Source organism: Desulfamplus magnetovallimortis (assembly GCF_900170035.1).
Taxonomy (GTDB): Bacteria; Desulfobacterota; Desulfobacteria; order Desulfobacterales; family Desulfobacteraceae; genus Desulfamplus; species Desulfamplus magnetovallimortis.
This window is the reverse complement of sequence record NZ_LT828562.1, coordinates 54,865-80,788: the sequence shown is the minus strand read 5'-3', so window position 1 is coordinate 80,788 and position 25,924 is coordinate 54,865. Positions and strand designations below refer to the sequence as shown.

Here is a 25,924-nt window from a genome sequence, read left to right as displayed (position 1 = left end):
TAAAAGTATATTAGACAATCATGTCATTCCAGCTTTTGGAAAGAAACCAGTTGACTCGATCAACAGGATCATGGTCAAAAAATTCCTGATGAAAAAAGTCACCTCAGGACTTTCAGCTAGTACAGTAACCCATATGAAATGTTGTGTTGCTGGAGTTTTAAATGTTGCAATGGATGATGAGGTGCTAAAGGTTAATCCAGCACACCGTCTCGGGAAAATTTTTAAGACAAGGCAAGTTAAGGATGATATTGAGCCATACTCAAAGGATGAGTTGGTTCAGCTGATGGAAGCGTTTCAAGAATTTTTCCCAGAGCATTATCCAATGGCCCTGACACTTGCTCGAACTGGAATGAGAATAGGGGAGGTAGTCGCACTTCAATGGAAAGATATTGATTTCAAAAAAAGACACATTCACATCCAAAGAACTTTTTCCAGAGACAAGCTTGGCACACCCAAGAATGGGAAGGATCGGTATGTAGACATGTCAAATCAGTTGGCAAAGGTACTTGCTCAATTGAAAGAGGTAAGAAAAGCTGAAGCAGAGGAAAATGGCTGGAAGAGGAAACCCAAGTGGATATTTATTAATAAGGTAGGAAATACGATCGATATCAATCACTGGCGGAAACGAGTATTCTACAAAGTGATTGAAAAGTCGGGTTTAAAGAAAATCAGGATACATGACCTGAGACACACCTATGCCAGTCTCTTGATTCAGGCGGGAGAGTCGTTAACCTACATTCGAGATCAACTTGGGCATCATAGTATCAGCTTCACAGTCGATATTTATGGTCATCTCACACCAGGTGGAAATAAAGCTGCTGTAGATGGGTTGGATGACGAGGAAATGTAGATGCAACCAAACGCAACCTATCCGCAACCAAACAAAAAAGGGCTACAGCCAATTGACTGTAACCCCTTGATTTTTATGGTACGCCTGACAGGATTCGAACCTGTGGCCTACGGATTAGAAGTCCGTTGCTCTATCCAGCTGAGCTACAGGCGCATATAATTAACGATGGACTATATACTAAAAGAGTCTGAATCTGTCCACTAAAAAAATCAAACTGGTGGAAAAATTTTTTTTTAATCGAAATTTGTTTCGATCTGGTCTATTGTAGGAAGGATAAATAAAAGTGAGAAATGGAAAAGTGTAAATAGGAAATTGAAGGATGTCCAAAAATACAGGAAATATAAGATGAAAAAGCGTGATAAACATAAACAACAGATAGTAGATGTCAATGATGAAGAGAGCCTCATTGATGGTGATGATCAAAGCCGAAACTTTGATGAGGAAGGTTCCGGCATGATTGATAAATCCGATTTTCTGCTGCCTGCAAGAAAAATTCATGGGAATGCACAAAAAGCTCTTGTTAAATCCGACCCTTTGCAGAGCTATCTTGCAGAGATCAATCGCTACAGGCTTTTAACAAGGGATGAAGAGATTACACTTGGTAAAAAAATTCAGGAGGAAAATGACAGCGATTCTGCATATGTCATGGTAACTTCCAACCTCAGACTTGTGGTTAAGATTGCACTTGAATTCCAGAGATTATGGATGCAGAATCTTCTGGATTTGATTCAGGAAGGCAATATTGGCCTGGTACAAGCTGTCAAAAAGTTTGATCCTTATAAAAATGTCAAATTTTCTTACTATGCATCTTTCTGGATAAAGGCATATATACTTAAATTTATAATGGATAACTGGCGTCTTGTCAAAATTGGAACAACCCAGGGACAGCGCAAACTTTTTTTTAGGTTGAAAAAAGAAAAACAGCGTCTTATTGAAGAGGGGTTTGATCCGGGACCAAAACTTCTGTCAGAGAGGATGGGGGTTTCAGAACAGGAGATAGTGGAGATGGATCAGCGCCTTGACGGCTGGGATCTCTCCCTTGACGAGCCAATAAGGGATGATTCCAGTACCGAACGCATAGAGTTTATAAATTCTGATATTGAGTCCACTGAAGAAAAAGTTGCCAGAAAGGAGATTGAGGATATTCTCCATGTGCGTGTCAATGAATTCAAAAAGACTTTGAAAGCAAGGGAGCTTGATATCTTCAATAAGAGAATATTCTCCGATGAGCCGTTGACTCTCCAGGAAATTGGAGAAGAGTATAATATATCCAGGGAGAGAGTCAGGCAGGTTGAAAACAATATTATCAAGAAAATGAAAGAGTTTTTTAAAAATGAAATGCCCGATTTTGCGGAATATGACCATACTTTATAGTGATAGTGGAAAACCCATCTCTATTAACGAGACAAAGCTGCTGTACATGATAAAATTTTCAGGAGATTTTTGTTGGAAGGGTATTTTTAATCTGCTGCTGATTTTAAAAGCCTTATTTCCTTCTAAGTCCCTTACTTATGGAATCTGCTTTTTCCTTGCTGTTATTATTAGCCAGCCGGGATGCACTCTGCTCCCTGATTTTGATTTCAGCAAGCCTGATGAGTCCGTTCAGCATGAATCAATAGATTCAAACAAAAATATTGATGTGGAAAGGAACAACAAAGATATTTCTCTTCAGGAGTATGACCTAAATGATGCTTTACAATCAGAAGGCACTACAGGTGATATAAATGAGCAGAATTCTGCCTATTATTACTATGTAGAGTTTGAAAGGCGCAGCAACAGAGGTGAACTTGAAGGTGCTCTGGATGCCCTGGAAAAAGCCATTGAAAAGGAGCCTGATTCAATCTATCTGAAAAAGAAGCTTGTTTTTCTCCATTTGAGCCGGAAGGAAACTGACACTGCTGTGGAGATTGCAGAAAAGATGTATGAGGATTATCCTGATGATGTCTCTGTGCTACATCTGCTTGCAAAGTTGAAGCAGCAGCAGAACAAAATGGATGAAGCACGGGAGCTTTACCAAAAACTACTAAAGAAGGATGGTGAGAACAGGGACGTCTTTATTATACTTGGCAACATGTATATGGAAAATGGTAGTTATGATGAAGCGTTCAGGGTTTTTACAAGAATGGCCGAAAATTTCCCTGAAGATTATGCGTCATATTTTTTTATGGGGAAGATTCATGTAGAAAAGCAAAACTATGTTTATGCAGAAGAAGCTTTTAAAAAGTGCATTGAGCTTAAAAATGATCTTGTGGAACCCCGATTTGAGCTGATTTCAATTTATAAAAAGCATAATGATAATGCCGGTGGAAATTCTGTAAATTTTAAAAGAAAAATTATGGTACTTTACCGTGAAATTCTTGATATTGAACCCAATAATATTCGTGCTTCAATTGAAATGCCGCTTTTTTTATATGAATCAGGAGATAAAAAAGCGGCATCATCCATGTTTATGAAACTTGCAAAAAAGAGTCAAAAAAATCCAGCTATCAGTATGATTGTGGCCAGGGAACTCATTGGGAATGAAAAATTTGCTGAAGCTTCAATCGTTTTTACGGAAATGCTTAAAGGAGATCCTGAAAATTCCGACCTTCTCTATTTTACAGCCCTTGCCTTTGATGGATTGAAGCAAAACGATAAGGCGATTGAGTATCTTTTAAAGGTCTCTCCCGATTCTGAACAGTATAAAAAATCTGTAATTCATGTGGCATTTCTCTATAATGAGATGGAGCAAAATGATACAGCCATCCATTTTCTTGAAAAAAAGCATGAAGAGATGCCAAGAGACATCGATATTATTAGTTATCTTGCATCCATGTATGAGGAAAAAGGAAAACTATCTGATGCCCTGCGGATTTTGAGAAGGGGACTTGATTACTCTCCTGATAACCTTGAAATTCTTTTCAGGTCAGGTGTTGTATTGGATAAGTCAGGTGAGAAAAGTGCCTGCATAGAGACCATGAAGCGTGTTATTGAACTTGAACCTGAATATGCAAGTGCATTGAATTATCTTGGTTACACATATGCAGAAATGGGGATAAATCTTGATGATGCTGAAAAGATGATTATTAAAGCTCTGGAGCTGAAACCTGATGACGGATATATAATGGACAGTCTTGGATGGGTCTATTACAAAAAAAAGATGTTTGTAAAGGCTGTTGAACTGCTTGAGAAAGCAGAAAAGCTCTCATCTGGAGATCCCCTGATTCTGGAACACTTAGGAGACGCATACATTGAACTTGAAATGAAAGCATTGGCACTTGATGCCTATGAAAGGGCATTGTCTAAAAGTCAGGATGCAGAAAGACAATCTGTTCTGCAGGAGAAAATTGATAGTGTAAAACAAGGAATAAAATAAATGGTTCTTCGAACTGTTTTTGTTGCTCTGCTTTTTTTTATTGCCGGTTGCACATCTTTTTATGATTCTACAGTTGTTCAAAATGGTAAAAGCCTTATATCAACTCTTATGGAGCAAACTGCAACTCTCAATCAAGGACTTGAAACATGTAAGGGAACCGGATGGATTACCCTCAATGATCAGGGACAATCAACACGTTTCAGGATGGCATGGGCAGCTTCATTTCCCGACAAAATCCGTATGACCCTTCTGAGCGCAGGACATCCTGTTGAGACCATTGTTGCTGATGGTAAAAGCGTTTCATTGGTGTCGCATACAGGTGCCCATCCATTCCATAAAATTCATTCCGGCAATCCTGAGCTTACCAAAGTGTTATCCATTCCCGTTACACTAAAGGATATCATAACTATTTTTGCAGGAAGAGTTCCTCTGCGGGAATATGATTCTGTGGAGCAGATTGATATTACCTATCTTGCCAGGGGGGCCCAAGATAAAAAACATCTTGTGACTGACACCATGCTGCTATTAAAACAGGATGGAAAGAGTGTCCAAAAGATTGTTTTCAACCAGGCAGGAAATGTTTTAAGCTATACATTAAAAATAAATTCTGTCGATTATACAGTTTTTCATGACAGGCTCAAGTTAGTGGATGGATACATTATGCCGGTAAACGCAAGGATAACAGATGGTGGTGAACGCTCAGTTGATTTGAGAATCACAAATTATCAGCCCAATGTTTCTATCAATCCGGATATTTTTGTTATTACAGAATAAAGAATTTTGTATTGACAGAACAAAACTCTTTCTCTTGACAGAATAAATATAGTGCTGATTATATGGTGGTTATAATTCATTGTTAATAACTTACAGATAATATTCATCTGTTTTTATATAATAAAGAATAATGGTCTGATATGATTCATGTTATACCAAGACCTGTGCGTATCTCCTTTTGGGAGTAACATAAAAATAAACAGGAGTTGTAATTATGCTTTACGATAGTGTTGACCAGGCAAAAAACAAATCTGCTGGCTGTCCATCCCAGAATCAGCAGGCGCGTCAGCAGCAGCAACAGGAAGAGATGATTAAAAAATCGCTTTCAAGGATTAAACATAAAATATTTGTTTTAAGTGGAAAGGGCGGTGTTGGAAAGAGCAGCGTGTCTGCCAATCTTGCAGCAAGCCTTGCTGAAAAAGGATATATGACCGGTCTTATGGATGTGGATCTTCACGGCCCTTCCATTGCACAGATGATGGGAATGAAAGATCTTCTTGATGTATCTTCTGATCAGAAACTTTTGCCAAAAAAAATTGGTGATAATCTCAAGGTAGTCTCCATTCAGGCTCTTATGCAGGACAAGGATCAGGCAATAATATGGAGAGGCCCTGCCAAAACCGGAATGATAAAGCAATTTATAGGCTCAGTGGAGTGGGGCGACCTTGATTTTCTGGTTATTGACGCCCCTCCGGGAACAGGTGATGAACCTATTTCAGTTGTTCAGACCATTCCTGAGGCAAAGGCTGTCATTGTTACAACTCCCCAGGAAGTTGCCTTGGCAGATGTGAGAAAGTCCATCTCTTTCTGCAAGACAGTTAAAATGGAGACCCTTGGCATTGTGGAAAATATGGGTGCATTCAAATGTCCCCACTGCAATGAGGTTATTGAGCTTTTTAAGAGCGGCGGCGGAAGTATGACAGCAAAAAAAGAGGGATTAAAATTTCTTGGTTCAATTCCGTTTGATACTGCTGTTGTTAAATCAGGCGATGAAGGTGTGCCTGTTGTTATTCAGGATAAAAATTCCACTTTCTCATTGGCCTTTAAAGAGGTTGTGGATAATATCACAAAACAGTTAATTTAGAATCTCAGGATCGTTTTAAAGGATGTTTTCAAACCGGGACTACAGGTGCAGGTCAGCACGAAAGGGGCTTGTACCTTTTGTTGTTACTGTAAAGGAGACAGATCTTCACATCCAGGCGTGTGCTGATCTGTCAGATATTGCATTGAGGGCTGTTTTAAGGCATAGAAGTTATATTGAGTCGTTTATTGAAAGTGATCCTTTATTTGGAACATCCTTTAAGCCGGTTGAGCAAAAAACATTTGCACCTGCAATCATTAAAGAGATGATTGATGCCTCAAAAAAGGCAGGTGTGGGGCCTATGGCAGCAATTGCCGGTGCTGTTTCCCAATTTACAGGACTTGATCTTCTTGAGTACTCTGATGAAGTCATAGTGGAAAACGGTGGTGATATATTTTTTAAAACCGGCTCAGATACGACATTTACAATATTTGCCGGAAATTCTCCCTTGAGCATGAAAATAGGTGTTAAGATTCAACCTCAAAGAGTACCTATGGGGCTTTGCACATCATCCGGAACCATAGGGCATTCAAGAAGTTTTGGAAATGCAGATGCCGTCACTGTTATATCACCATCATGCACCCTTGCAGATGCTGCTGCCACAGCACTTGCCAACATGGTAAAAACAAAAAAAGATATTGAAAAGGCAATTGAAACAGGAAAAAGTATAAAAGGTGTTAAGGGGATACTGGTTATTATAGGCGATAAGCTTGGAGCATGGGGAGAACTTGAGCTTGTTCCGATTAAACTGTGATAAACCCTCCGGCTTCCTTCACAGAGTTGCAAGGGGTGACTACTAACTGTTCTTATTTTTATAAGAAAGTCCCCGTCTTTTAAGGCTCTAAATGACTTTCATGATTCGTTGTGGCAGATGGTTCTGCCATGGCCGTTATATCAAATGCATAATATCCAAGCTCAAGCTCTCCTTTTAAATCTATTTTTGAAGATTTTTCTCCGTTTGAAGGTTTCACCAGCCAGTAAAGCGTATATTGTGCTAAAGGTATGCCGCTGTATCTGAAGATTTTTTGCTGCTTTTCCGTTGTATTGAAAAACATTGGCTCAACATCTGTTGTCATAGAACCATCATTTCCAATAAAATAGATTCTGTTTTCTGGAAACTGCAAAGCAACATGGATATCGACAGGTTCTGTGTAGCAGGGAAATGAAGCAGAAATTTCAAGTGTTGCTGAGTTTGACAAAACGAATCGTTCTGAAGCCACTCTTACAGGGGCTTCATCCAGCTCATTCTGTGATTGGGGCGTTATAAATCGGGTATATGAGACAGTTTCACATCCATTAGGGTTGCTGTTATCCGGAAAAGAGGTGTTGTCATCGGCTATTGTTCCGTCATCACCTGAAAAATCGCTGTAGAGAAAATCAAGTTTTACGTTTTTACTATCCATCTCTATTATTTTGGTGGAACTAAGAGTGGTACCGCAGATATTTGCCTCAACACTTAACGAACCCTGTGCAGACGTACCAAGGCTGTAGGCACCGGCTGCAAATGCCTTGACGATCTCTCCTGTTTCAAGAAGGGTGATTGTTACATCTGGTATACCCTCCCCAACATCGTAGAATTCATTTTTGTTACGGTCATCATAAATTACACCACATATGTAGGAGGCAGACTCCCCTCTGCCAAAATCAGTGGTGCTGACAATGGCATTTGGCCAGTAGCGGTCTGTCTCATAGTCACCGCTGGTCATGGCAATACCTGCCTCGGAGTGGCTATGTTCAAGTATGCTTAACCTGTGTCCCCTGCCTGTATAACCCTTATCAACAAATAGTAGCTTGTGATGATACTCGGCAATATACTGGCTGATTCCGAGAAGGGCTGTTGACATGTTGATGGCAATATTTTCTCCGGAACAGTTTCTATATCCTTCTGCCATTGCCCTTTGATATGGTGAAAAATTACCGGAGACGGAATAGTGGCTGAAGTAGTTATTGTCCAGCATATCAGTGGAGTGTGTCAATGCAGCTCTGTAGAGTTTAAGGTTAAATGCAAGAGGTTGTCTTGGCTCATTGGTAAGCGTTGTTGAATAGATGCCTTCATTAAGGTCAATATTATATTTTTGAGCTTCGGCATCTGGGTCAAGCCTTGCACGGTTGACAAGCTCAAGAAAGTATATCTCCTCTGCAAGTGGTTCAACATTATATGATGAGTCACAGCGTTCACCTGAAAAAGCTGACACCATGTTAAAGTTCAATAAAATGATAATAATTATATAAAAATATATTGTGTTTATGTATAATTTGCTTTTGTGTGTCATCAGCTTCATAACAATCACACTCTCCTTTCTGTTTGATTTCATAATACAAATCTGATATCAGAGAAAAAGATTATCGTCAACAATGTCCGTTAATTATCAGAGATAAACAACAAAAAGTCATGAGATTAAATAATCACAATAAAGATTGGCAAAACATTCCGTTCCACAAATTATCTTCGTGTGGCAACAATTTTATTTTTGTTGATGAGACTTGTGAAGAGTATCTTTCTGAATCTGATAAAAGTCTTTTCGCAAAAAATGTACTTGATGCAAACTTTGGTGTCGGAGCAGATGGTTTTATTATCATTCAGCAATCTGTTCCGGAGGTTCTATCCGAAATTAACAAGTTCAGGTGTTACTGGCAAAATGAACCTTTTCTGCCTGATGCCGATTATATATTCCGGATGTTTGAGCCAAATGGAGATGAGTCTTTATGTTGCGGAAACGGACTTATTTGTATTGCTTATTATTTATATCAACTCAAAGGGGCTCTCTTTTCACGGGTTATCACAGAAATTCCCAATAAAGCATTTAAAATTAGAACACTTGGATATAATGAGAAAACGAACAGAGCATGGGTGAATATGGGAACACCAGAAAGGATCCCTCCTTTTCTGGCAAAGGTTGAAAACAGCTTGTTGCGTAACTCTGTAGTAAAGAAGGTTGTTTTTGAAATTGATCCTGCTTGCAAGTATAGATCAGATATACCAGATACAGACTTGCTTTCACTTGCTGGCTATCTGGTTTTTACAGGCGAGCCTCATCTGGTATTTTTGTCTGAATCAAAAGTTGGTTGTGTTGATAAAACAATAAAAAATGATGTGGATACGGGCTGCGGTAATATCGTATATACAATTGGAAAATACTTTAACAATCAATTGAGAGATATTTTTCCATACGGAATTAATATAAACTTTGTAAGATATATCAAAGATGGACATCTCATAGAACACAGATGCTTTGAAAGGGGCATAGAAAAAGAGACACTTGCATGCGGAACCGGTATGGTTGCATCAGCTTTTGTTCTTTACACCCTTGGAATTTTTGATTGTGACTTTGTAAAAATGCACCCCTATACATGCAGGCAATACAGACCAGATATTGAGGCGGGAATAGAAATTAGAAACTCGGAATATCTGCTTCAATGCCTGCCGTTCTGGATATGTACGGGTGAATACCGCTTTGTAAAACAGATGCACTCTTGCACCACTACAGCTGAATCAGAAACCATTTTCATTGATAATGTCTGAGACAGATGATGAAGTTGAACAACTATTTAATAAACCCCCAAAAACCCCATGTTTGCTGACGCATCACAACGTACATGAAAGTCGTTGTATATCAGTATATTATGGAGACTTTCTAATAAACTGGAATGAATAGAGTGAATATGAATAATAATTCAGAAACCACAAGCAGACATCACTATGGCACAGGCATGAAGATAAAACTGATTACAAGTTCGATACTTCTGCTGATACTTGCATTGGGCTTTAACACCATGTTGAGCTTAAGCTCCCTTGAAGATATCTATATCGGCTCAACATTTTCCAAATACACAGCAATTGGAAATGATCTAAAGAGAAAAATAGAAAAATCAATCAAATTCGGTAAAAAAATTGACAAATTTTTTGGTATGAATTCTCTTTTGGATGAAATGCGTACCCATTTGATAAAAGACTCTTTTTTGCCGGAAGATCAAAAAAAGAATCTGCAACATGATGACTTTAATCTCTCTGTATTTCTTGTTCTGCCCCATAACGAAATAAGGTACAGCACCGATAATGCCATGATCGGAGATAAATTACCGCTTGAGGTGAATGGCTATTTTAATGAGGTTTTCGATAATGAAGGCAATGAAAACTATTCTGACAAAAATTTTTATAAATTTGAAAAAGAGTACTATATTGCTCTTCCTGTATATAAATCAGTTAACAAGCCTTGGGTTGGCTTTATTGTCATAAAACTGAATGAGCGCCAGGTAAAAGCATTTATCAACACTGTTTTAATGCACGATCTTGAGCTTATTGGTTATATTTTACTTGGTGTGGTTGCTGTTTTTATTATTTTTTTCTTTGTCATTTTGCCAGGTGACAGCAAAAAAGGGGGCACATCACAAAGAGTGGTTTCTGTCTCTGTTATTCTGATTCTTTTAATTGCCCAGATTTTCTTTTCGGTTTTCAATACCAACTCCTTTAAAAACTACTATCTTGATATCAGCCGTGAAAAAACCGCTGTTCTTGGCTCTATTCTTAAAGAGGATATTGAGTATCTGCTGAACAAGGGTATTGCACTCAAAAGGCTTTTCATGATGGAAAGAATGCTTGGAGAAATAGTATCAACCTCCCCGGAATTGAGCAATATCACCATATTTGATTCAGAGATGCATCCTCTTTATATGGCAGAAAGGGATCGTATAATTGATTTTGGTAAATCCGGAGATGAGATTGCTTTTGCTGTTGATCATTACAATAAGTTCAAAGGTTCTGATTATCATGTGCTTATTAATATTATGAAAGGAAAATCTTCAGAAGGCTCTGAATCTCATGATAATATTGGCTCAATTTCAATAACAATTTCTCAAAAAGTGCTGATGTCCGAGCTGACGGGCATAATACTTGACTCCATAACAGTTCTTGTCATATCTGTTTTGTTTTTAATGGAACTTCTTGTAATACTGTTCCAGTTTTTTTCAAAGGAGATTGACAGTATAAAAAATATTGCAAGGGTTAATTTTAATGCAATAAGACCTGCTATATTTATATTCTTTTTCGGTCAGACCATATCTGTTTCATTTCTGCCTCTTTACATGGAGCAGCTTTACGAGCCGTTTCTTGGACTCTCAAAGGAGATGATTATGGGACTTCCCATCTGTACCACAATGCTTTTTGGTGGAATTTCTCCCTTGATAGCAGGGCCATGGGTTGACAGACGAGGATGGCATGAGGCGTTTTTTACAGGTGTATTTTTAACAGCCGGTGGGTTTGTCTATACATGGCTTGCCCCAGATGCGGTTCATATAATTATTTCCCGTGCATTTGTAGGCTTTGGTTACGGGTTGACCTTTATGGCTGCAAATGGTTTTGTGGTTGCATTTACAGATGAAAAAAGCAAATCCCAGGGGCTTACACGTCTTATTGCAGGTTGCTATGCCGGTTATATATGCGGAAGTTCAACCGGTGGAATGCTTGCCGATCGTTTTGGATACAACCCTGTATTTTTTATAGGGGCTGTTCTAATCTCCTTCTCACTTATATATGCGCTTGTTTTTATGAAAAATGCTATTGTAAAAAAAGCCGGTCAGGTTTCTGAAAATAAAGAGGATGGGATTTTTGCTGATGCTCAAAGGAGCTACCGGATTTCTGAAGTTAATAACGCTGACCGAGTTTTTGAAATTAGCAAAGATGACCGAGTTTCTGAAATTAGCAAAGATGATCGGTTTTCTGAAATTAACAAAGATGACCTGATTTCCAATGGTAACAAGGACGCCCATCCACCAGCAGCATTTCAGAGTGATATTGATCATGGAGATGAAGTGCCCGCAAGCAAAGGAACTCTTCTTTCATTTTTGACAGATATAAGAGTTCTCGCTCTATCTGTTCTGTTTATTTTGCCTTCATCCATGATAACAGTTGGATTTCTTAACTATTTTATGCCCATTTACATTGACAGCATTGGTTCCACACCGTCAAATATCGGAAGACTTTTGATGGTTCATGGTCTGTTTTTCATCTATATAGCGCCTTTTTTCAGCAGATTCATAGATCACTCTTCCCAAAAGGCACGATATATTCTTTTAAGTGGTGTAATAGGAAGTGCAGGCCTTGGTATCTTTTATTTTTACGGCGGGATGCCAGCAATAATTGCATCTGTGATTATACTGGGTTTTGCAGGAAGTTTTGAGGCTCAGATCCCCTATGCTCTGGATCTTAAAACCACAAAGGCTCTTGGAAGTGCCCAGGCCATTGCAATTTTGTCATCAGTTGAAAAAATAGGTCAGGTTGCAGGCCCGATTCTTTTTGGCTGGTTAATTCTTGGACAGCCTGACAGCCGGAACCTTTATAACATGGGACTTGCATATCTTGCTATTGTTCTGATCTTTTTCATGGTTGGAAAGGGCGGTAAGGCAGAGGCAGCATGCTGAAAATTTGTCTGAACCAGGATAACCAGGATGTATAGGATATTCAGGATAGATAATCCTGCCTTATCTTTGTTAATTTTGGGAATCCTGATTCAGACAGTGTTGACAAGGCTTACAAGATCATAGGTTTCGACTTTGAGAACAATAAAACCTTTAAGGAATGAGTACGAAATAACTTTCCCATTTTGATCAAGGAAGCGGGTGGAATGCCCGGGGTCTCGGGTTTAAATGGGCAAGTTATTTAAACCCCATTCCTAAAGAACACTAACTTGTCTCCATTAGTATTTCAAAAACAAGGCTAAAATCTGGTTTATTTCAGGTAGTCATTATAAATTTCATCAGCAGCACTTAAAATATCAACCGGAGGATCATACCCAATTTTTTCTGCTGTTTTAAGGTTTATGGCGATTTTGCTGGGTTCTTCAAATAACTGACTCAATTCTCGCATTTTTGCACCGTTAAAAAATTTTGCCATGATTTCTGCGTGGTATTCTCCCACGTATTTGAATTCTGCCTGAGATATGCTCATTAAAAGGCCATATTTAACCTCTTCAGAACCTGATTGTGAAAATGTCGGAATACCTGACTTATTGGCAATCTCCACAAGCTCAGGAAGAGTGTTGTTGTTTACACCCATATGAAGAGTAACATATATGGCATCTGCCTTGGAGCAAAGTTCTGAAAAACATTTTTTCACGCTCTCTTCTGCAACTTTTTTGTCATCAACTCCTGCCTGAATAAAGCACCTTACAATCTCAAATCCTTTCTCTTTTGCAACAGTCTCAACCTTATCAACACAGGCATAGCTTCTTCCGCGAACAGTATCTTCATACATGATTCCAAGTTTATTAAACTCTAAAATATCATGAAAAATCTGCACCTGTCTTTCATATCGCAATGGATCAACCCGCGCATGCAGGTGATCAAATCCTGAGTCTTCATAGCTTTTAATTATTCCGGAAGAAAGAGCATCGCTTATTGCAAGGCCAATAGTAGGAGTTGAGTGATCATTATTTGCAAGATCCTGCCCTGCCCATGTGCCCATAGCAATCATGATGTCGATATCTTTTTTGGTGTTCAGCCGTTCAATAAGGTCTGAAATCTGGGTTTTTCTCAAATCATCTTTCCAGCCCGAGGAGTAATAAGCATCTTCAACAAAGGTAATATAGTTGCTTTTAAGATTTGTTCCAAACCATTTCCACAGGGTTTTTGTGTCATCACCTGGAAGATCCTCAATTTCAGTATTATCTATCCAGCCCAGATTAATTAATCCCTTGACTGTGGCAATCAATGTTTTTTTGTACTCAATATAGTTGCCTCCTTCATAGTAACCGATTTTCCATTTTTGTCCGTTGTTTAGTTTGGGTTTTGTGGGGAAATTGTCACCTGCCAAAGCCAAAGCAGAGATGCAGAGAATAGAAACAGTGATCAAAATTGTTTTTGTCATTTGAATTTTCAATTTTTACTCCTTTCAGTGAAAAATTTGTCAATCTGCCTTTTTTAAAGCTGACGCGATCAGTTCATCTATAATCATTCCATGTGAAATACCGCATCCATCCCACAGGGAAGGTTGGCTTTTTCTGCTCATTAGAGCTGGTACTGTATTGATCTCATTAATATAAATATCCCCTTGGCCGGAATAAAAGAGATCCATTCTTGTTTCTCCCCGTCCCTCCAGTACCTTGTATGCCTTAATAACCATTTGCCTGACCTTTTCATGATCTTCTTCAGGAATATCGGCCGGTATTTTTTTTATGTTTGTGGTAGCGTTATCAGTGCCATATTTGGCTTCAAATGTATAAAAGTCGTACTCTGCTCCCACAATTGTCTGTCTGATAATACTGGTTTTAATGATGTTTTCTGCTTCATAACAGTATATCTCAAGTTCGCTTCCGTCAATATACTCTTCAATAATCAGTTTATTATCAAATAAAAAAACATCATTAACCTTTTCATAAAACTCCTGGTCATTATATATTTTATGAACCCCGAGGGAAGAACCTGAGTTGGCGGGCTTAATAAAAAAAGGGTAAGAAAATTTACTTTTTAAATCTTTAAGAGATGAAGGCGAATAGTTCTTTTGATGAATAAGTTCATATCTGCAAATGGGAAGGCCCGCCTCGGAAAGAAGGCGTTTCATGATATCCTTGTCAAAACCAATTACACCTCCTGCCATGGATGGTCCCACATTGGGAATCCCCACACTGTTCCAGATCGCATTCATTACACCGCCGGCACCGTTTCTACCGTGAAGGAGAGTCAAAACCAAATCTATTTTAGCTATCTTTCCAGATTCCTGACTATACAGATGCGATACCTTCCCCTGGCCTATGGGCAGGTAAACAGGAATCCCTTTAATTGTGGGAATAATTTCATCAGGAAAATCACATTCAGTTTTAAATTGATATTTATCGCATAAAAGCCATTTGCCTTCTTTTGTAATGTAAAGCAAATTGAGATTGTACTTTTCAGGGTCAATATGGGGAATGATGTTGCTGGCTGAAATTATGGAAACATTGTGTTCACGGGAAAGCCCACCAAAGGCAAGAAGAATATCAATTTTATCTTTTTTAGGTGTATGGTTTTTGTTATGCCGTGTGTTTTCATGAAAATCAGCTTTATCATGAAGACACTCTTCCTTTGTTTCATTACTCATGTGGTTTGTTGATTTTGATGAAAAATTTGTAGTGCTGGACATTTTGTCTCCGTTATTTGGGTATAGTCATGGATGGCGGTATTTTTTTATAAATAAAGTTCCAGTTTTTTAAGGTTCTAAAGGTCTTTCACGCTTCGTTGTTGCAGATGGTGCTGCCATGGCCGTTATTATGAAAGTTTCGGTAAACGGCTGTTTTTAAACGGCTGTTTTTATATGGCTCTCAAAATTTCAATTGTGGCGGAGCCGCAAAGGGGAGTATATGTAAATATTTCATTATAAACTCAAAGCAATGCAAACACAAGCAGACTCAAAGCAATTTTCGAAAAACCGCCATGCTATTCCTGAAAGTGTGAAGCGGAAAACGAAAGAGAGCTGCAGTTTGTATTTACATCTCCACTTTATTCCTCTAATTTCCCATACATTTCCCACAGAGTACTTTTATCAATTGCTGCAAAGTATTGACAGAATTTAACCTGGTGGTATATTATCGCCTGCAATAAAAAAGTGTTTGGAGTTTACAATGCACAACTTTAAGCCCTTTTCCTTTTTTCATTTTTTTACATGAAGCAGGATTCAGGGTATAATTTTAACAAACAGGCCGGAAACCATAGGGTTTCCATTATTTTTTTGGAAAAAGAGACGGGGTTTATACAAATGATCTGTACAACTGTAAGAAATGGTGATGAATGTGTATTTATGTCAGCTAAGGGCTGTAAATATAATGGAGGAGAGTGCAAACCTATTATTGAGCAGTGTGAAGGCTGTCAGAAGATTGTAGAAAAAGAGAGTGGGAAATATTGTACAGTCGCACCTGATCCGGAAATGAAATGGAGAAATGGAAACTGCAATATGGCAACGCATGTAAAAGTTGCTGTTGAGACCAAAAAGCAGAAGATCAACCCGATCAAGGCATCCAAGAGAAGATAATTGCTTTATTGCAGGTTGCACTTTGTCAAAGTCTAATTTTAGGGTTAGTTCTATAGTATTCCAGATAATTAAATTGATAATGGAAAAGTCTAACTATCTGTTATCTGAATTAATTGTTTTGACCAAAAAATAAAATAATATTCTGGAAAGCTATATTAATAGAGCATCCTAAATCATATAACGGCCATGGCAGAGTCATCTGCCACAACGAAGTATGAAAGTCCTCATGAGTCTTAAAATACGGGGACTTTCTTATAAAATCATATAACGGCCATGGCAGAGTCATCTGCCACAACGAAGTATGAAAGTCCTCATGAGTCTTAAAATACGGGGACTTTCTTATAAATACTCAAAGTCGACACCTATGATCTTGTGAGCCTTCTCAACACTGTCTGAATCAGGATACCCAAGATTAACAAAGATAAGGCAGGATTCTCTATCCTGAACATCATTTTTATCCTGGTTATCCTGATTCAGACAAATTCCGCAACTGCAAAAAAGCAATAAGATGTCGATTTTGAGTATAATAGAATAGAGTACCTCATATAACGTACATGGCTGATTCACGCCACAATTGATAGATGAAAGTCTTCATAAAAACAGGTTGTTATGAAGGCTTTCTGATAAAAAAATAAGATAGCCTTGCATAGAAACATTCTTAAAATCAGGAAAGATGATTAAAATGAATCAACTGGCAGTGGAACTTAATTCTGTGATTGAACGTTCAAATCCCCATGTTCTTGATATGTTATCCGATATGGGGAAAAATCTTTTTTTCCCGAAAGGGATTTTAACCCAAAGTGCAGAAGCAAAACAAAAAGCCCATAGGATTAATGCAACCATTGGTATTGCAAAGCAGGATAACCATGTGATGTCACTGCCTTCTGTGGTCTCATCTATAAATGGAATAGAACCTGACAATTATCTTCCCTATGCACCTTCTTTTGGTATCCCAGCTTTGAGGGACAAGTGGAAGAGATCTCTTTTTGAGAAAAATCCTTCTCTTGATGGAAAATCAATAAGTCTTCCTGTGGTTACCGCCGGTATTACACATGGGGTCAGCACATTTGCCGATCTATGGATAAATGCCGGAGATACGGTTATTCTTCCTGATATGATGTGGGGCAACTATAATATGACATTTGGCGTCAGAAACCGTGCCAGAATTGTCCATTATAATGCCTATACATCTGATATAGCAAATATGGATATTGATTCATTTGAAAAGCTGATACGTCAGGAAGCTGCTAATAACAGTAAAATAATTACAGTTCTAAATTTTCCTCACAACCCAACAGGTTACACTGTAACTCCTGATGAAGCTTCGAGGATGGCGTCTGTTTTGATTGATGTTGCAAAAAACGGCACCAATGTTGTGGTTGCCTTTGATGATGCCTATTTTGGACTTTTTTTTGAACAGGATGCCATGAAAGAGTCAATGTTTGCAATGCTTGCAGGAGCAGATGAACGTCTTGTGGCAGTGAAACTGGATGGTGCAACAAAGGAAGATTATGTCTGGGGATTGAGGACAGGTTTTATAACTTACGGCATTGCTCCCCACTGCAAGGATGATGATTCCAATGCTTCCTCAGAGACAAATAAGGCTTTAGAAGAACTTTACCTTGCCCTTGAGAAAAAAACAGCCGGCTGTATAAGGGGGGCTGTTTCCAATGTCTCTCACTTAAGTCAGTCAATTATCCTTAAATCAATGGAAGATGAGAACTACGCTGTTTACAAACAGGAAAAATTTGATCTGCTCAAGTCAAGGTCTGAAGAGATAAGGAAAGTATTAAAAGATCCTTCCTATAATGATGCATTTGAACCTTATCCTTATAATTCAGGTTATTTTATGTGTGTCCGCATAAAAGATTCAGGGATAGATGCTGAAGTTCTGAGGGTACATCTGCTGGAAAAATATGGAGTTGGTTTAATATCCATCGGCAAAAATAATTTGCGGGTGGCTTTTTCCTGCCTTGAAAAGGATCAGGTTAAATTGCTTTTTGATCTGTTGCTTAAGGGGATCAATGAATTGAAAACCCAATAGTCGTTTTTTGCTATATAGTATTCCAGATAATTAAATTGATAATGGAAAAGTCTAACTATCTGTTATCTGGATTATTTTTTTTACAAAAAAATAAAATATTTTTCTGGAAAGCTATAGAAGTTTTCATTTGATTCTCTGTAAACCCACTTTTCGCTCATTTTTAAATATGTTGTAACTAAAGATAAAACAGGCTTGAGTTTTTTGCCGACATCTTTCATACAACGTACATGGCGGATTTGGCTACAATCTAAGTGTTGAAAGTCTTTATAAAAACAGCCACTTGCGGAGACTTTTATATAAATCTCCATGTTTGCTGACGCACCACAACGAAACATGAAAGTCGTTGTATATCAGTATGTTATGGAGACTTTCATATAAACCCTCAAAGACGGTTTATTATGACAAATCAAAAGGGAAGCTATCTGGGTAATGCTTTGGCATGGATTACTTCGCCAGACATTGCAGTTGCAGGAAAAAGATTTTTTAATTTTATTCTCATCGGTGTTATTGCCGGGCTTGGTGCTGTAATTTTTCACTATTTGTGTGAGCTTGGAGTTCATTTTTTCCTTGATTTTATGGCAGGTTATCGTCCTGATGCTCCAGCAGGAGAGCATCGTCTGCTTACCCCCACTGATACTCCCTTTAACAGATGGATACTACTTATTCTTCCAGCCATTGGCGGCATTGTCAGTGGCTGGCTTGTTTACACTTTTGCTCCAGAGGCTGAAGGTCACGGAACAGATGCGGCCATTGATGCCTACCACCACAAAGGCGGCTTTATCAGAGGCAGGGTGCCCATCATAAAAACAATTGCATCAACAATTACCCTTACAACTGGCGGTTCAGGTGGAAGGGAAGGCCCCATTGCCCAGATAGGCGCAGGATTTGGTTCTTTTCTGGCCACAAAGCTTAAGCTCTCTGAAAGGGAGAGGCGGATAATGATGGCGGCAGGTGTTGGTGCAGGTGTTGGAAGTATCTTTCGTGCCCCCCTTGCAGGAGCACTTTTTGCTGCTGAGGTACTCTATCGCGACCCCGAGTTTGAATCAGATGTAATTATTCCTGCAGGTATTTCATCTGTGGTTGCTTACTGCATTTTCTGCCTTGTTTTTGGATGGGGCTCTCTTTTTGATTCACCAGGCTTTAAGTTTCAAAATCCATTGGAGCTTGGACCATATCTCGTTCTTGCTGTGGTTCTTGTCATTACAGGCTTTTTTTATGTCAAGGCTTTTTACGGAGTCACAGATTTTTTCAGAAAACTCAAAATTCCAAACCACATAAAACCTGCTATTGGAGGCTTGATAACCGGCATTATTGGTTTTTTTCTTCCATACACTTTGGCATTTGGATATGGCTCTGCCCAGAAAGCCATTTTTAATGAGCTTTCAATTTCGGTTCTGCTCGCCCTTGCCATAGGAAAAATTTTTACTACATCGTTTTCCATTGGTTCCGGAGGAAGCGGAGGAGTTTTTGGCCCTTCTGTTGTCATAGGAGGAGCCATGGGCGGAGTTGTCGGCAAGCTCTTTCATCTTGTCATTCCAACTGTTGTGGCAACCCCAGGCAGCTTTGTAATTGTGGGAATGGCTGGTTTTTTTACATCAGTTTCAAATACCCCAATATCTACAATTATTTTTGTAAGTGAGATGACAAATTCATATCATCTGCTTCTGCCAAGTCTTCTTGTCTGCTCAGTAAGTTATCTTCTCTCCCAGCGCTGGACAATTTTCAAGAACCAGGTGAAAAGCCGTGTGGATTCTCCTGCCCATGCAGGCGAGTTCATGATGGATGTTCTTCAGACAATGAAGGTTGCAGATCTTAATCATCTCATTAAAAAGGCTATATATGTACGGGACAACATGCCTTTTTCAGAGTTTAAAAAGCTCTTTTCAACAACCAAGCAGCACTACTTTCCGGTCAGAAACAGCGATAACAGATTCTGCGGTATTTTTTCCAGTACTGACATAAGAGAAGTTATCTTCACAATTCACATTGAAGATCTTGTGGTGATGAGTGATATAATGGTTTCAGATATTATTGTGACAACGCCGGTGGAAGATCTAAATACTGTTCTGATAAAACTTACTCAGAAAAATATTGACGCACTTCCGGTTGTCCAGGAGGATGACCATGGTGTGCTAATAGGGATGCTTCACAGAAGGGATGTGATTGCGTACTACAATCAACGGGTGAAGGCTATACGAAAAAATTTTTCCCGTAATTTTTGATAACCCTGTAAAAAGTCCTATTCCTGTTAATCTTGGTAATCCTGATTCAGACAGTATTGACAAAGCTCAAAAGATCATAAGTGTGGACTTTGAGAAGATAAAGGAGACCGTTAGTAGTCAACCTTGACAAGACAAAGCCCATGCGGAGGAGCCGTAGCACCGGCAACATTTCTGTCCTTTGCCTGAAGGATCTCTTTAAACGTATGCGGAGATATCTGGTCAAGTCCTGCCATTACAAGTGTCCCTGTTATATTCCTTACCATAAATCTTAAAAAACCGTTTCCCTTTAATTTTATGATAATAAACCTTCCTCTCTTGTGTTCCGTACCGGAAAGATGAAAGTTAGCTGCCTGTGTGCTGCTGATGCTAACCTCTTCAACAGAAGCATGGAAGATCGTTCTTACAGTATGTGCCCTTGGACTTCCAGCACCTTCAAATGATTTGAAATCATGCTCTCCTAAAAGCATTTTGCAACATTGATTCATAATTGCAATATTCAGTGGACGGCGGATGTGCCATTCGTAATTTCTGCCAATGGCCTTTGGCAGCTCACAGTTAAATATATGATAATGATACTCCTTGAATTGTGCATTGTAACGCGCATGGAAGTCCATAGGCACTTCTTCGCAATTTCGCACCACAATGGGCGTTTTGATAAGGCTGTTAACTGCCTTCTGCAAAGTATTTGAAGATATCCTGGTATCAGCTTTTATATTTGCAACCTGACCAATGGCATGAACGCCGGCGTCTGTTCTGCCTGAGCCAATAATATTCACTGGTTGATTCAGTATCAGAGAGAGCACCTTTTCCAGCTCTCCCTGAACTGTGGATCGGTCACTTTGCACCTGCCAGCCGCTGAATGGGGTGCCGTCATATTCTATGGTGAGTTTAAAATTTTTTTTTCTATATTATGGCACATTGGGATTTATGAATAGCTGTTTTTACAAACGGTTACATGGAACATTTGCAAGCTGCTCCTCAAAGTATTCATCAATCAGCTCTTTATACCTGTTTTCAGGGTATCGGGTTCCGCAGGACCTGCAGACAAGATAGACACTGCGTCAGGTCTTACGTAAAGTTAAGCTGCTTCCGCACGAAAGGCATTTTCCCTTCAATTTTTTCATGATTCACTATTCCTTTTCACATTTTCATATTTTCTGGTAAACTTTACCGTGATAATACACTTTCACTATTTTCATGGTCGTGGGTGTCAGTTTTGAGGGTTGTATGAAAGATGCCCATTTTTTTTACCGTGAAAATGGATACAAATTTTCATATTCGGGGGTGGCTGAATCACAGCCATGTCCGTTTACCGTGAAAATGACTATCCTTTTTATATTTGGGGGTGATTGATACGCAATCATTTCCGTTTACTTAAAATCTTCAGAAATGACAATTGCCATTAATGCCAGCAGCTTGTCAATTGAATAAATTAGTGTCCCTGGGTTAGTTTTTCCATAACATTTTGTTTTTGCAGGGAATATAATGGAAACACCTATACTATAAAATTACTGGATTTTTTTGAGAGGATCGTTTCAATGAAAGGCTTCTATTTTAAAGGTATGGCCGCCAATATCAAAAAGGATGGCAAAAAAGACCTTGGACTTATTTTTTCTGTCAGACCGGCATCGGCGGCAGCACTTTTTACAACAAACAAGGTTGTGGCAGCCCCGGTGATTCTTGGCAGGGATAGAATCAGATCAGGGCTTTGCCAGGCAGTTGTGGTGAACAGCGGCAACGCAAACTGCTTTACAGGAGAGCATGGATTAAAAGACGCAAAGGAGACAGCAGCACTTGCCGCAAAGGCATTACAGATACCTGAGACTCTTGTTCATGTCATGTCAACAGGGGTTATAGGAGCGCCACTTCCAATGGCAAGGTTTAAGGAGGCCATGCCCGAACTTACACGGCGACTGACAGATGATGAGGAGGCTGAAAAGGATCATCTGAAGGATTTTGCAGAGGCTATTCTTACTACTGATACTTGCGTGAAAATGGTGTCAAAAAAAGGCAGTGTAAAAAGTCATGAGTACAGCATTGTCGGAATTGCCAAGGGCTCAGGAATGATAAGGCCTGACATGGCAACCATGCTTGCTTTTATCTGTACTGATCTTGATATATCTTCCACTCTTTTGAAATTTTCGCTTAAAAGGGCATGTGACCGTTCATTTAACAGAATCTCAGTAGATGGAGATACCAGCACCAATGACACAGTTTTGGCTATGGCCAACGGCATGTCAGGTGCGGCCATTGAAGATAGCGATGATGCCATTGAATTTCAGAATCTTCTGGATGAGGTAATGGTGGAGCTTTCAAGAATGATCGTCAGGGACGGAGAAGGCGCAACAAAACTTGTCAAACTTGTTGTAAATGGCGCATTTTCTGCTGAAGATGCTTACAAGGCAGCAGAAGCCATATCACACTCAAATCTTGTAAAAACAGCTATTTACGGAGAAGATCCAAACTGGGGAAGAATTACAGCAGCCGCAGGTCGATCCGGAGCCATGGTTGATCAGGAGAAGATGGATTTGTCTTTTGGCGATATTTTCTTGTTAAAAAAGGGAGTTTGGCAGGGTATTGATGCTGAAAAAAAGGCAGCAGATGTCATGAAAAAGAATGAACTTGAAATTGTTCTGGATCTGAATCTGGGTAACTACAGTGATTTTTATATCTTCTGTGATTTTTCCGAGAATTATGTAAAAATTAATGCAGATTACCGATCATAACCCTTTTGAAATCAACATGTATTAATAATTAGCGGTCATAACCCTTTTGAAATCAACATGTATTGATAATTAGCGGTCATAACCCTTTAAAAATATCAAGTATTAATAATTACTGATCATAACCTTTGAGAAATTAACAGGTATTAATAAATGGTACAAAAACGATGAGACTCCAGAAATTTTTATCCCGAGCGGGAATTTGCTCAAGAAGAAAGGGAGAGGAGTATATAAGCAATGGATTGGTAATGGTCAATGGTGTCACTGTTACCAATCCTGGGACTCAGGTGGATATCGAAAAAGATCAGGTGAGTTTTAAAGGAGAACCTGTCAATTTGTCCCTTGAAAAGAAGAATATATATATTGCTCTTAACAAGCCTGTGGGGATTGTCACATCATGTTCTCACAAAGGGGAGAAAATTGTTCTTGATCTTATTGATATTCCTGACCGAATATACCCAATTGGCAGATTGGACAAAGATTCTGGAGGACTTTTGCTTTTGACTGATGATGGAGATCTCCATAACCGTCTTTCCCATCCTTCTTATAATCATGAAAAAGAGTATATTGTCACAACTTCTGAACCATTGTCAAATGGGGCGCTTGATAAAATGGCAAAAGGAGTGATTCTGGATGGAAAGCGAACCAGAGAGGCAAAAGTTGTGAAACTTAGCAAATACAGCTTCAGAATTATCCTTAAACAGGGATTAAACCGTCAGATCCGGAGGATGGTACAAAAAACCGGAAATCAGGTACAATCCCTGACAAGGATACGTATGGGCAATATAAGGCTCAAAGGTATTAAAGAGGGAGAGTGGAGATACCTTACTGATAGTGAAATTAATGCACTTTAGTCATAAATAATTGAAATTATTGAAATATGTTTTTTGTATATCTGACAATGTATGGTATTTTAGCATTGTTCATATGACCTCAAAAAGTCTCAATTAATCATTATAGTTCCATGTATAATCATTATTCCTACATCCTTCATATCATGCAGAAAATACTTTACAATTTCCGGAGCAGGTTACCATAAAAACCGGCATTGTGTTCAGGAAATTGTAAACTGGCAAATGAAAGGTGCCATTATTCCGCCTGAATTTATCTATAAAACACTCAAAAGTTGTTTCCAATCAGTGGTATAAGCCGGTGATCGAAATTTAAATGCAGTTTTCCATCTTTCTTGCTTCTGCGGTAGTCCCATTGCAGCATATCTTAAACAATTCCTCCCCATTCTGAAATTGACTGTATCCAATGCTTTCATCATCTCTTCAGACATGGGGTGAGGTGAAGCATAAAAAAGATCGTACTGAAAATGTCCATCCCTGACCAAATTGGACAGTAGCACTCCAGCTTTTGTATACTGTTTTCCAGGGAGGAATATTTGTCGTAAAGCTTCTTTACCTTTCTTGATCATCTCTGGAGTGTAGTTGGTGGCAATGGTGAAAGGAAGTGTTTTTGAATTGAAATAGAAATCTTCCGGTTTGAATCGATTGGTGTTCACATAGACAGTTATTGTTTCTGTATAGCTTCCCTGTTTTCTGAGCTTTTCTGCTGCTCTGGCAATGTACGTTGAGACTGCTTCAGACAGTTGCTCCAGCTCCGTCACAGGCTGCTTGAATGATCTTGATGAAGAGATGGATTTTTGTTTTGAAGGATTTTCATCTAAGGTATAGCAAGACTCACCAAAAAGTTCTCGTTGCATCCTGACGCCATTGATGCCCATTTTTTTCTTTATCCAATTGGTGTCAGCATGTTTGAAATCCAGAGCAGTTTTGATTCCTCTGATAGTAAAGTATGCGGCATATCGCCTACCAATTCCCCAAACATCCTCTATCGGAGTTATTTCCAAAGCTTTATCTTGGTATTTTCGTGATGTCAGGTCTAAAATACCATTAGCCTTAATTGACTTTTTAGCGATCCTGTTGGCTACTTTAGCCAATGTTTTTGAAGTGGCTACTCCTATGGAGATGGGGATTCCGGTGTGCTGTTTTACAGTGCTTCTGATATTTTGAGCATATGTGGTAAGATCGGTAAAAACATAGTTGGTGAGATCAAGAAACGCTTCATCAATGGAGTAGATCTCGATATTTGGGGTGAACGTAGCCAACGTCTTCATCACACGATTGGACATATCACCATACAAAGCATAGTTGGATGAAAAAACCTGAATTTTATATATCTCAATCAGGTGTTGGATCTTGAAATGGGGAGCACCAAAAGGGACACCGATGGCTTTCACTTCATTGGAGCGGGATACTGTACATCCGTCGTTATTGGATAGCACGATGACAGGCTGACTGTTGAGTTTGGGATTAAAGACCCTCTCACAGGATACATAGAAGTTATTGCAGTCAGCTAAAGCAAAAACCGACATTGATCATACCTTGTGAATCACGTTAGTAACAACACCCCAAATCTCAAATGACATCTCTTCTGAAATCTTGATTGGAGTGTAATTGTCATTTTCCGGCTCAAGTGAAGGGACTCCAGCTCTGTAACGTAACCTCTTTACAGTCAGTTCTCCATTCAGTACCGCAATCACAATTTTTTTATCCACAGGCTCAAGCGACCTATCCACAATCAAAATATCTCCAGGATAGATACCTGCATTGACCATGGAGTCTCCACTGACTCTCACAAAGAATGTTGCTGCTGGATGCTTAATCAAATATTCATTAAGATCAAGACTACCTTCAACATAATCCTCCGCTGGAGAAGGAAAACCAGCTTCTACAGTTGATAGATAAAGTGGGCATCGGAGTCCTGTACCGTTATCAGATTTGTAGATAGTATTCATTGGTATTTGCCTTTTTCAAATATTCGAACAATCATAGTACCTATGATCTTTCTTTTGCAATAGTCTTTGAGTATA

General features: G+C 39.0%; 19 protein-coding genes, 1 tRNA gene and 1 pseudogene. 13 read left to right on the top strand and 8 right to left on the bottom strand.

What is annotated here, in order from left to right; genetic code table 11:
- A partial coding sequence (locus MTBBW1_RS24635) for a tyrosine-type recombinase/integrase (RefSeq protein ID WP_080808816.1) occupies positions 1–850 on the top strand: 850 nt, incomplete at its 5' end.
- 76 nt (positions 851–926) lie between these two features.
- Here MTBBW1_RS24635 and MTBBW1_RS24630 read toward each other — a convergent pair.
- Positions 927–1,003: transfer RNA gene (locus MTBBW1_RS24630), tRNA-Arg, on the bottom strand.
- A 300-nt stretch (positions 1,004–1,303) separates the two neighbouring features.
- On the opposite strand from MTBBW1_RS24630, the gene MTBBW1_RS24625 reads away from it, so the two are divergent.
- The 5 genes from MTBBW1_RS24625 to MTBBW1_RS24605 all read left to right on the top strand — a co-directional run bounded on the left by MTBBW1_RS24625 (position 1,304) and on the right by MTBBW1_RS24605 (position 6,814).
- Positions 1,304–2,224 carry a sigma-70 family RNA polymerase sigma factor gene (locus tag MTBBW1_RS24625; protein WP_080808848.1) on the top strand — a complete coding sequence of 307 codons (921 nt, stop codon included), beginning with the start codon at positions 1,304–1,306 and terminating at the stop codon, positions 2,222–2,224.
- Positions 2,184–4,205 (top strand): tetratricopeptide repeat protein, encoded by a 2,022-nt coding sequence (locus MTBBW1_RS24620; protein WP_080808814.1) that lies wholly within the window; start codon positions 2,184–2,186, stop codon positions 4,203–4,205. The genes MTBBW1_RS24625 and MTBBW1_RS24620 overlap by 41 nt, the downstream gene beginning before the upstream one ends.
- Positions 4,206–4,979, top strand: a complete 774-nt coding sequence (locus MTBBW1_RS24615) for a hypothetical protein (RefSeq protein WP_080808811.1) — start codon at positions 4,206–4,208, stop codon at positions 4,977–4,979.
- A 214-nt stretch (positions 4,980–5,193) separates the two neighbouring features.
- Positions 5,194–6,063 (top strand): Mrp/NBP35 family ATP-binding protein, encoded by an 870-nt coding sequence (locus MTBBW1_RS24610; RefSeq protein ID WP_080808808.1) that lies wholly within the window; start codon positions 5,194–5,196, stop codon positions 6,061–6,063.
- A gap of 22 nt (positions 6,064–6,085) precedes the next feature.
- Entirely contained in the window at positions 6,086–6,814 is a 729-nt protein-coding gene (locus MTBBW1_RS24605; RefSeq protein ID WP_080808804.1) for a UPF0280 family protein, read from the top strand.
- Positions 6,815–6,893: 79 nt separating this feature from the next.
- Here MTBBW1_RS24605 and MTBBW1_RS24600 read toward each other — a convergent pair whose 3' ends face one another.
- Positions 6,894–8,342, bottom strand: a complete 1,449-nt coding sequence (locus tag MTBBW1_RS24600) for a CAP domain-containing protein (protein ID WP_080808802.1) — start codon at positions 8,340–8,342, stop codon at positions 6,894–6,896.
- A 110-nt stretch (positions 8,343–8,452) separates the two neighbouring features.
- Between MTBBW1_RS24600 and dapF the strand changes: the two genes are divergently transcribed.
- Positions 8,453–9,583, top strand: a complete 1,131-nt coding sequence (gene dapF / locus MTBBW1_RS24595) for a diaminopimelate epimerase (RefSeq protein WP_080808800.1) — start codon at positions 8,453–8,455, stop codon at positions 9,581–9,583.
- A gap of 140 nt (positions 9,584–9,723) precedes the next feature.
- Positions 9,724–12,477: an MFS transporter gene (locus MTBBW1_RS24590; protein ID WP_186441692.1), complete on the top strand. Its 2,754-nt coding sequence runs from the start codon at positions 9,724–9,726 to the stop codon at positions 12,475–12,477.
- Between the two features lie 307 nt (positions 12,478–12,784).
- On the opposite strand, the gene MTBBW1_RS24585 is transcribed toward MTBBW1_RS24590, so the two are convergent.
- A complete protein-coding gene (locus MTBBW1_RS24585) occupies positions 12,785–13,933 on the bottom strand; it encodes an ABC transporter substrate-binding protein (protein ID WP_222424158.1) in 1,149 nt (382 codons plus the stop codon).
- Between the two features lie 27 nt (positions 13,934–13,960).
- Complete coding sequence (locus tag MTBBW1_RS24580) at positions 13,961–15,172, bottom strand: D-alanine--D-alanine ligase (protein WP_080808793.1); 1,212 nt, start codon at positions 15,170–15,172, stop codon at positions 13,961–13,963.
- A 612-nt stretch (positions 15,173–15,784) separates the two neighbouring features.
- Between MTBBW1_RS24580 and MTBBW1_RS24575 the strand changes: the two genes are divergently transcribed.
- The 3 genes from MTBBW1_RS24575 to MTBBW1_RS24565 all read left to right on the top strand — a co-directional run bounded on the left by MTBBW1_RS24575 (position 15,785) and on the right by MTBBW1_RS24565 (position 20,323).
- Complete coding sequence (locus MTBBW1_RS24575) at positions 15,785–16,057, top strand: PxxKW family cysteine-rich protein (RefSeq protein WP_080808790.1); 273 nt, start codon at positions 15,785–15,787, stop codon at positions 16,055–16,057.
- A gap of 682 nt (positions 16,058–16,739) precedes the next feature.
- Entirely contained in the window at positions 16,740–18,101 is a 1,362-nt protein-coding gene (locus MTBBW1_RS24570) for an aminotransferase class I/II-fold pyridoxal phosphate-dependent enzyme (protein ID WP_080808786.1), read from the top strand.
- A 398-nt stretch (positions 18,102–18,499) separates the two neighbouring features.
- The gene (locus MTBBW1_RS24565; RefSeq protein ID WP_080808783.1) at positions 18,500–20,323 is read left to right on the top strand and encodes a chloride channel protein; all 1,824 of its coding nucleotides are present in this window, start codon (positions 18,500–18,502) and stop codon (positions 20,321–20,323) included.
- Positions 20,324–20,433: 110 nt separating this feature from the next.
- Here the strand turns inward: MTBBW1_RS24565 and truA are convergent, their stop codons facing one another.
- Both truA and MTBBW1_RS30480 read right to left on the bottom strand, forming a co-directional pair.
- Positions 20,434–21,168 carry a tRNA pseudouridine(38-40) synthase TruA gene (truA, locus tag MTBBW1_RS24560; RefSeq protein ID WP_245809552.1) on the bottom strand — a complete coding sequence of 245 codons (735 nt, stop codon included), beginning with the start codon at positions 21,166–21,168 and terminating at the stop codon, positions 20,434–20,436.
- A gap of 96 nt (positions 21,169–21,264) precedes the next feature.
- A pseudogene (locus tag MTBBW1_RS30480) lies at positions 21,265–21,372 on the bottom strand (dual CXXC motif small (seleno)protein); the annotation flags it as partial.
- A 408-nt stretch (positions 21,373–21,780) separates the two neighbouring features.
- Here MTBBW1_RS30480 and argJ point away from each other — a divergent pair.
- Complete coding sequence (argJ, locus tag MTBBW1_RS24555) at positions 21,781–23,049, top strand: bifunctional glutamate N-acetyltransferase/amino-acid acetyltransferase ArgJ (RefSeq protein ID WP_342743968.1); 1,269 nt, start codon at positions 21,781–21,783, stop codon at positions 23,047–23,049.
- Positions 23,050–23,213: 164 nt separating this feature from the next.
- The gene (locus MTBBW1_RS24550) at positions 23,214–23,900 is read left to right on the top strand and encodes a pseudouridine synthase (RefSeq protein WP_080808774.1); all 687 of its coding nucleotides are present in this window, start codon (positions 23,214–23,216) and stop codon (positions 23,898–23,900) included.
- A 254-nt stretch (positions 23,901–24,154) separates the two neighbouring features.
- Here the strand turns inward: MTBBW1_RS24550 and MTBBW1_RS24545 are convergent, their stop codons facing one another.
- Positions 24,155–25,426 carry a Y-family DNA polymerase gene (locus tag MTBBW1_RS24545; RefSeq protein WP_080808771.1) on the bottom strand — a complete coding sequence of 424 codons (1,272 nt, stop codon included), beginning with the start codon at positions 25,424–25,426 and terminating at the stop codon, positions 24,155–24,157.
- A 3-nt stretch (positions 25,427–25,429) separates the two neighbouring features.
- Positions 25,430–25,849, bottom strand: a complete 420-nt coding sequence (locus MTBBW1_RS24540) for a LexA family protein (RefSeq protein ID WP_080808768.1) — start codon at positions 25,847–25,849, stop codon at positions 25,430–25,432.
- Positions 25,850–25,924: the final 75 nt, after the last annotated feature.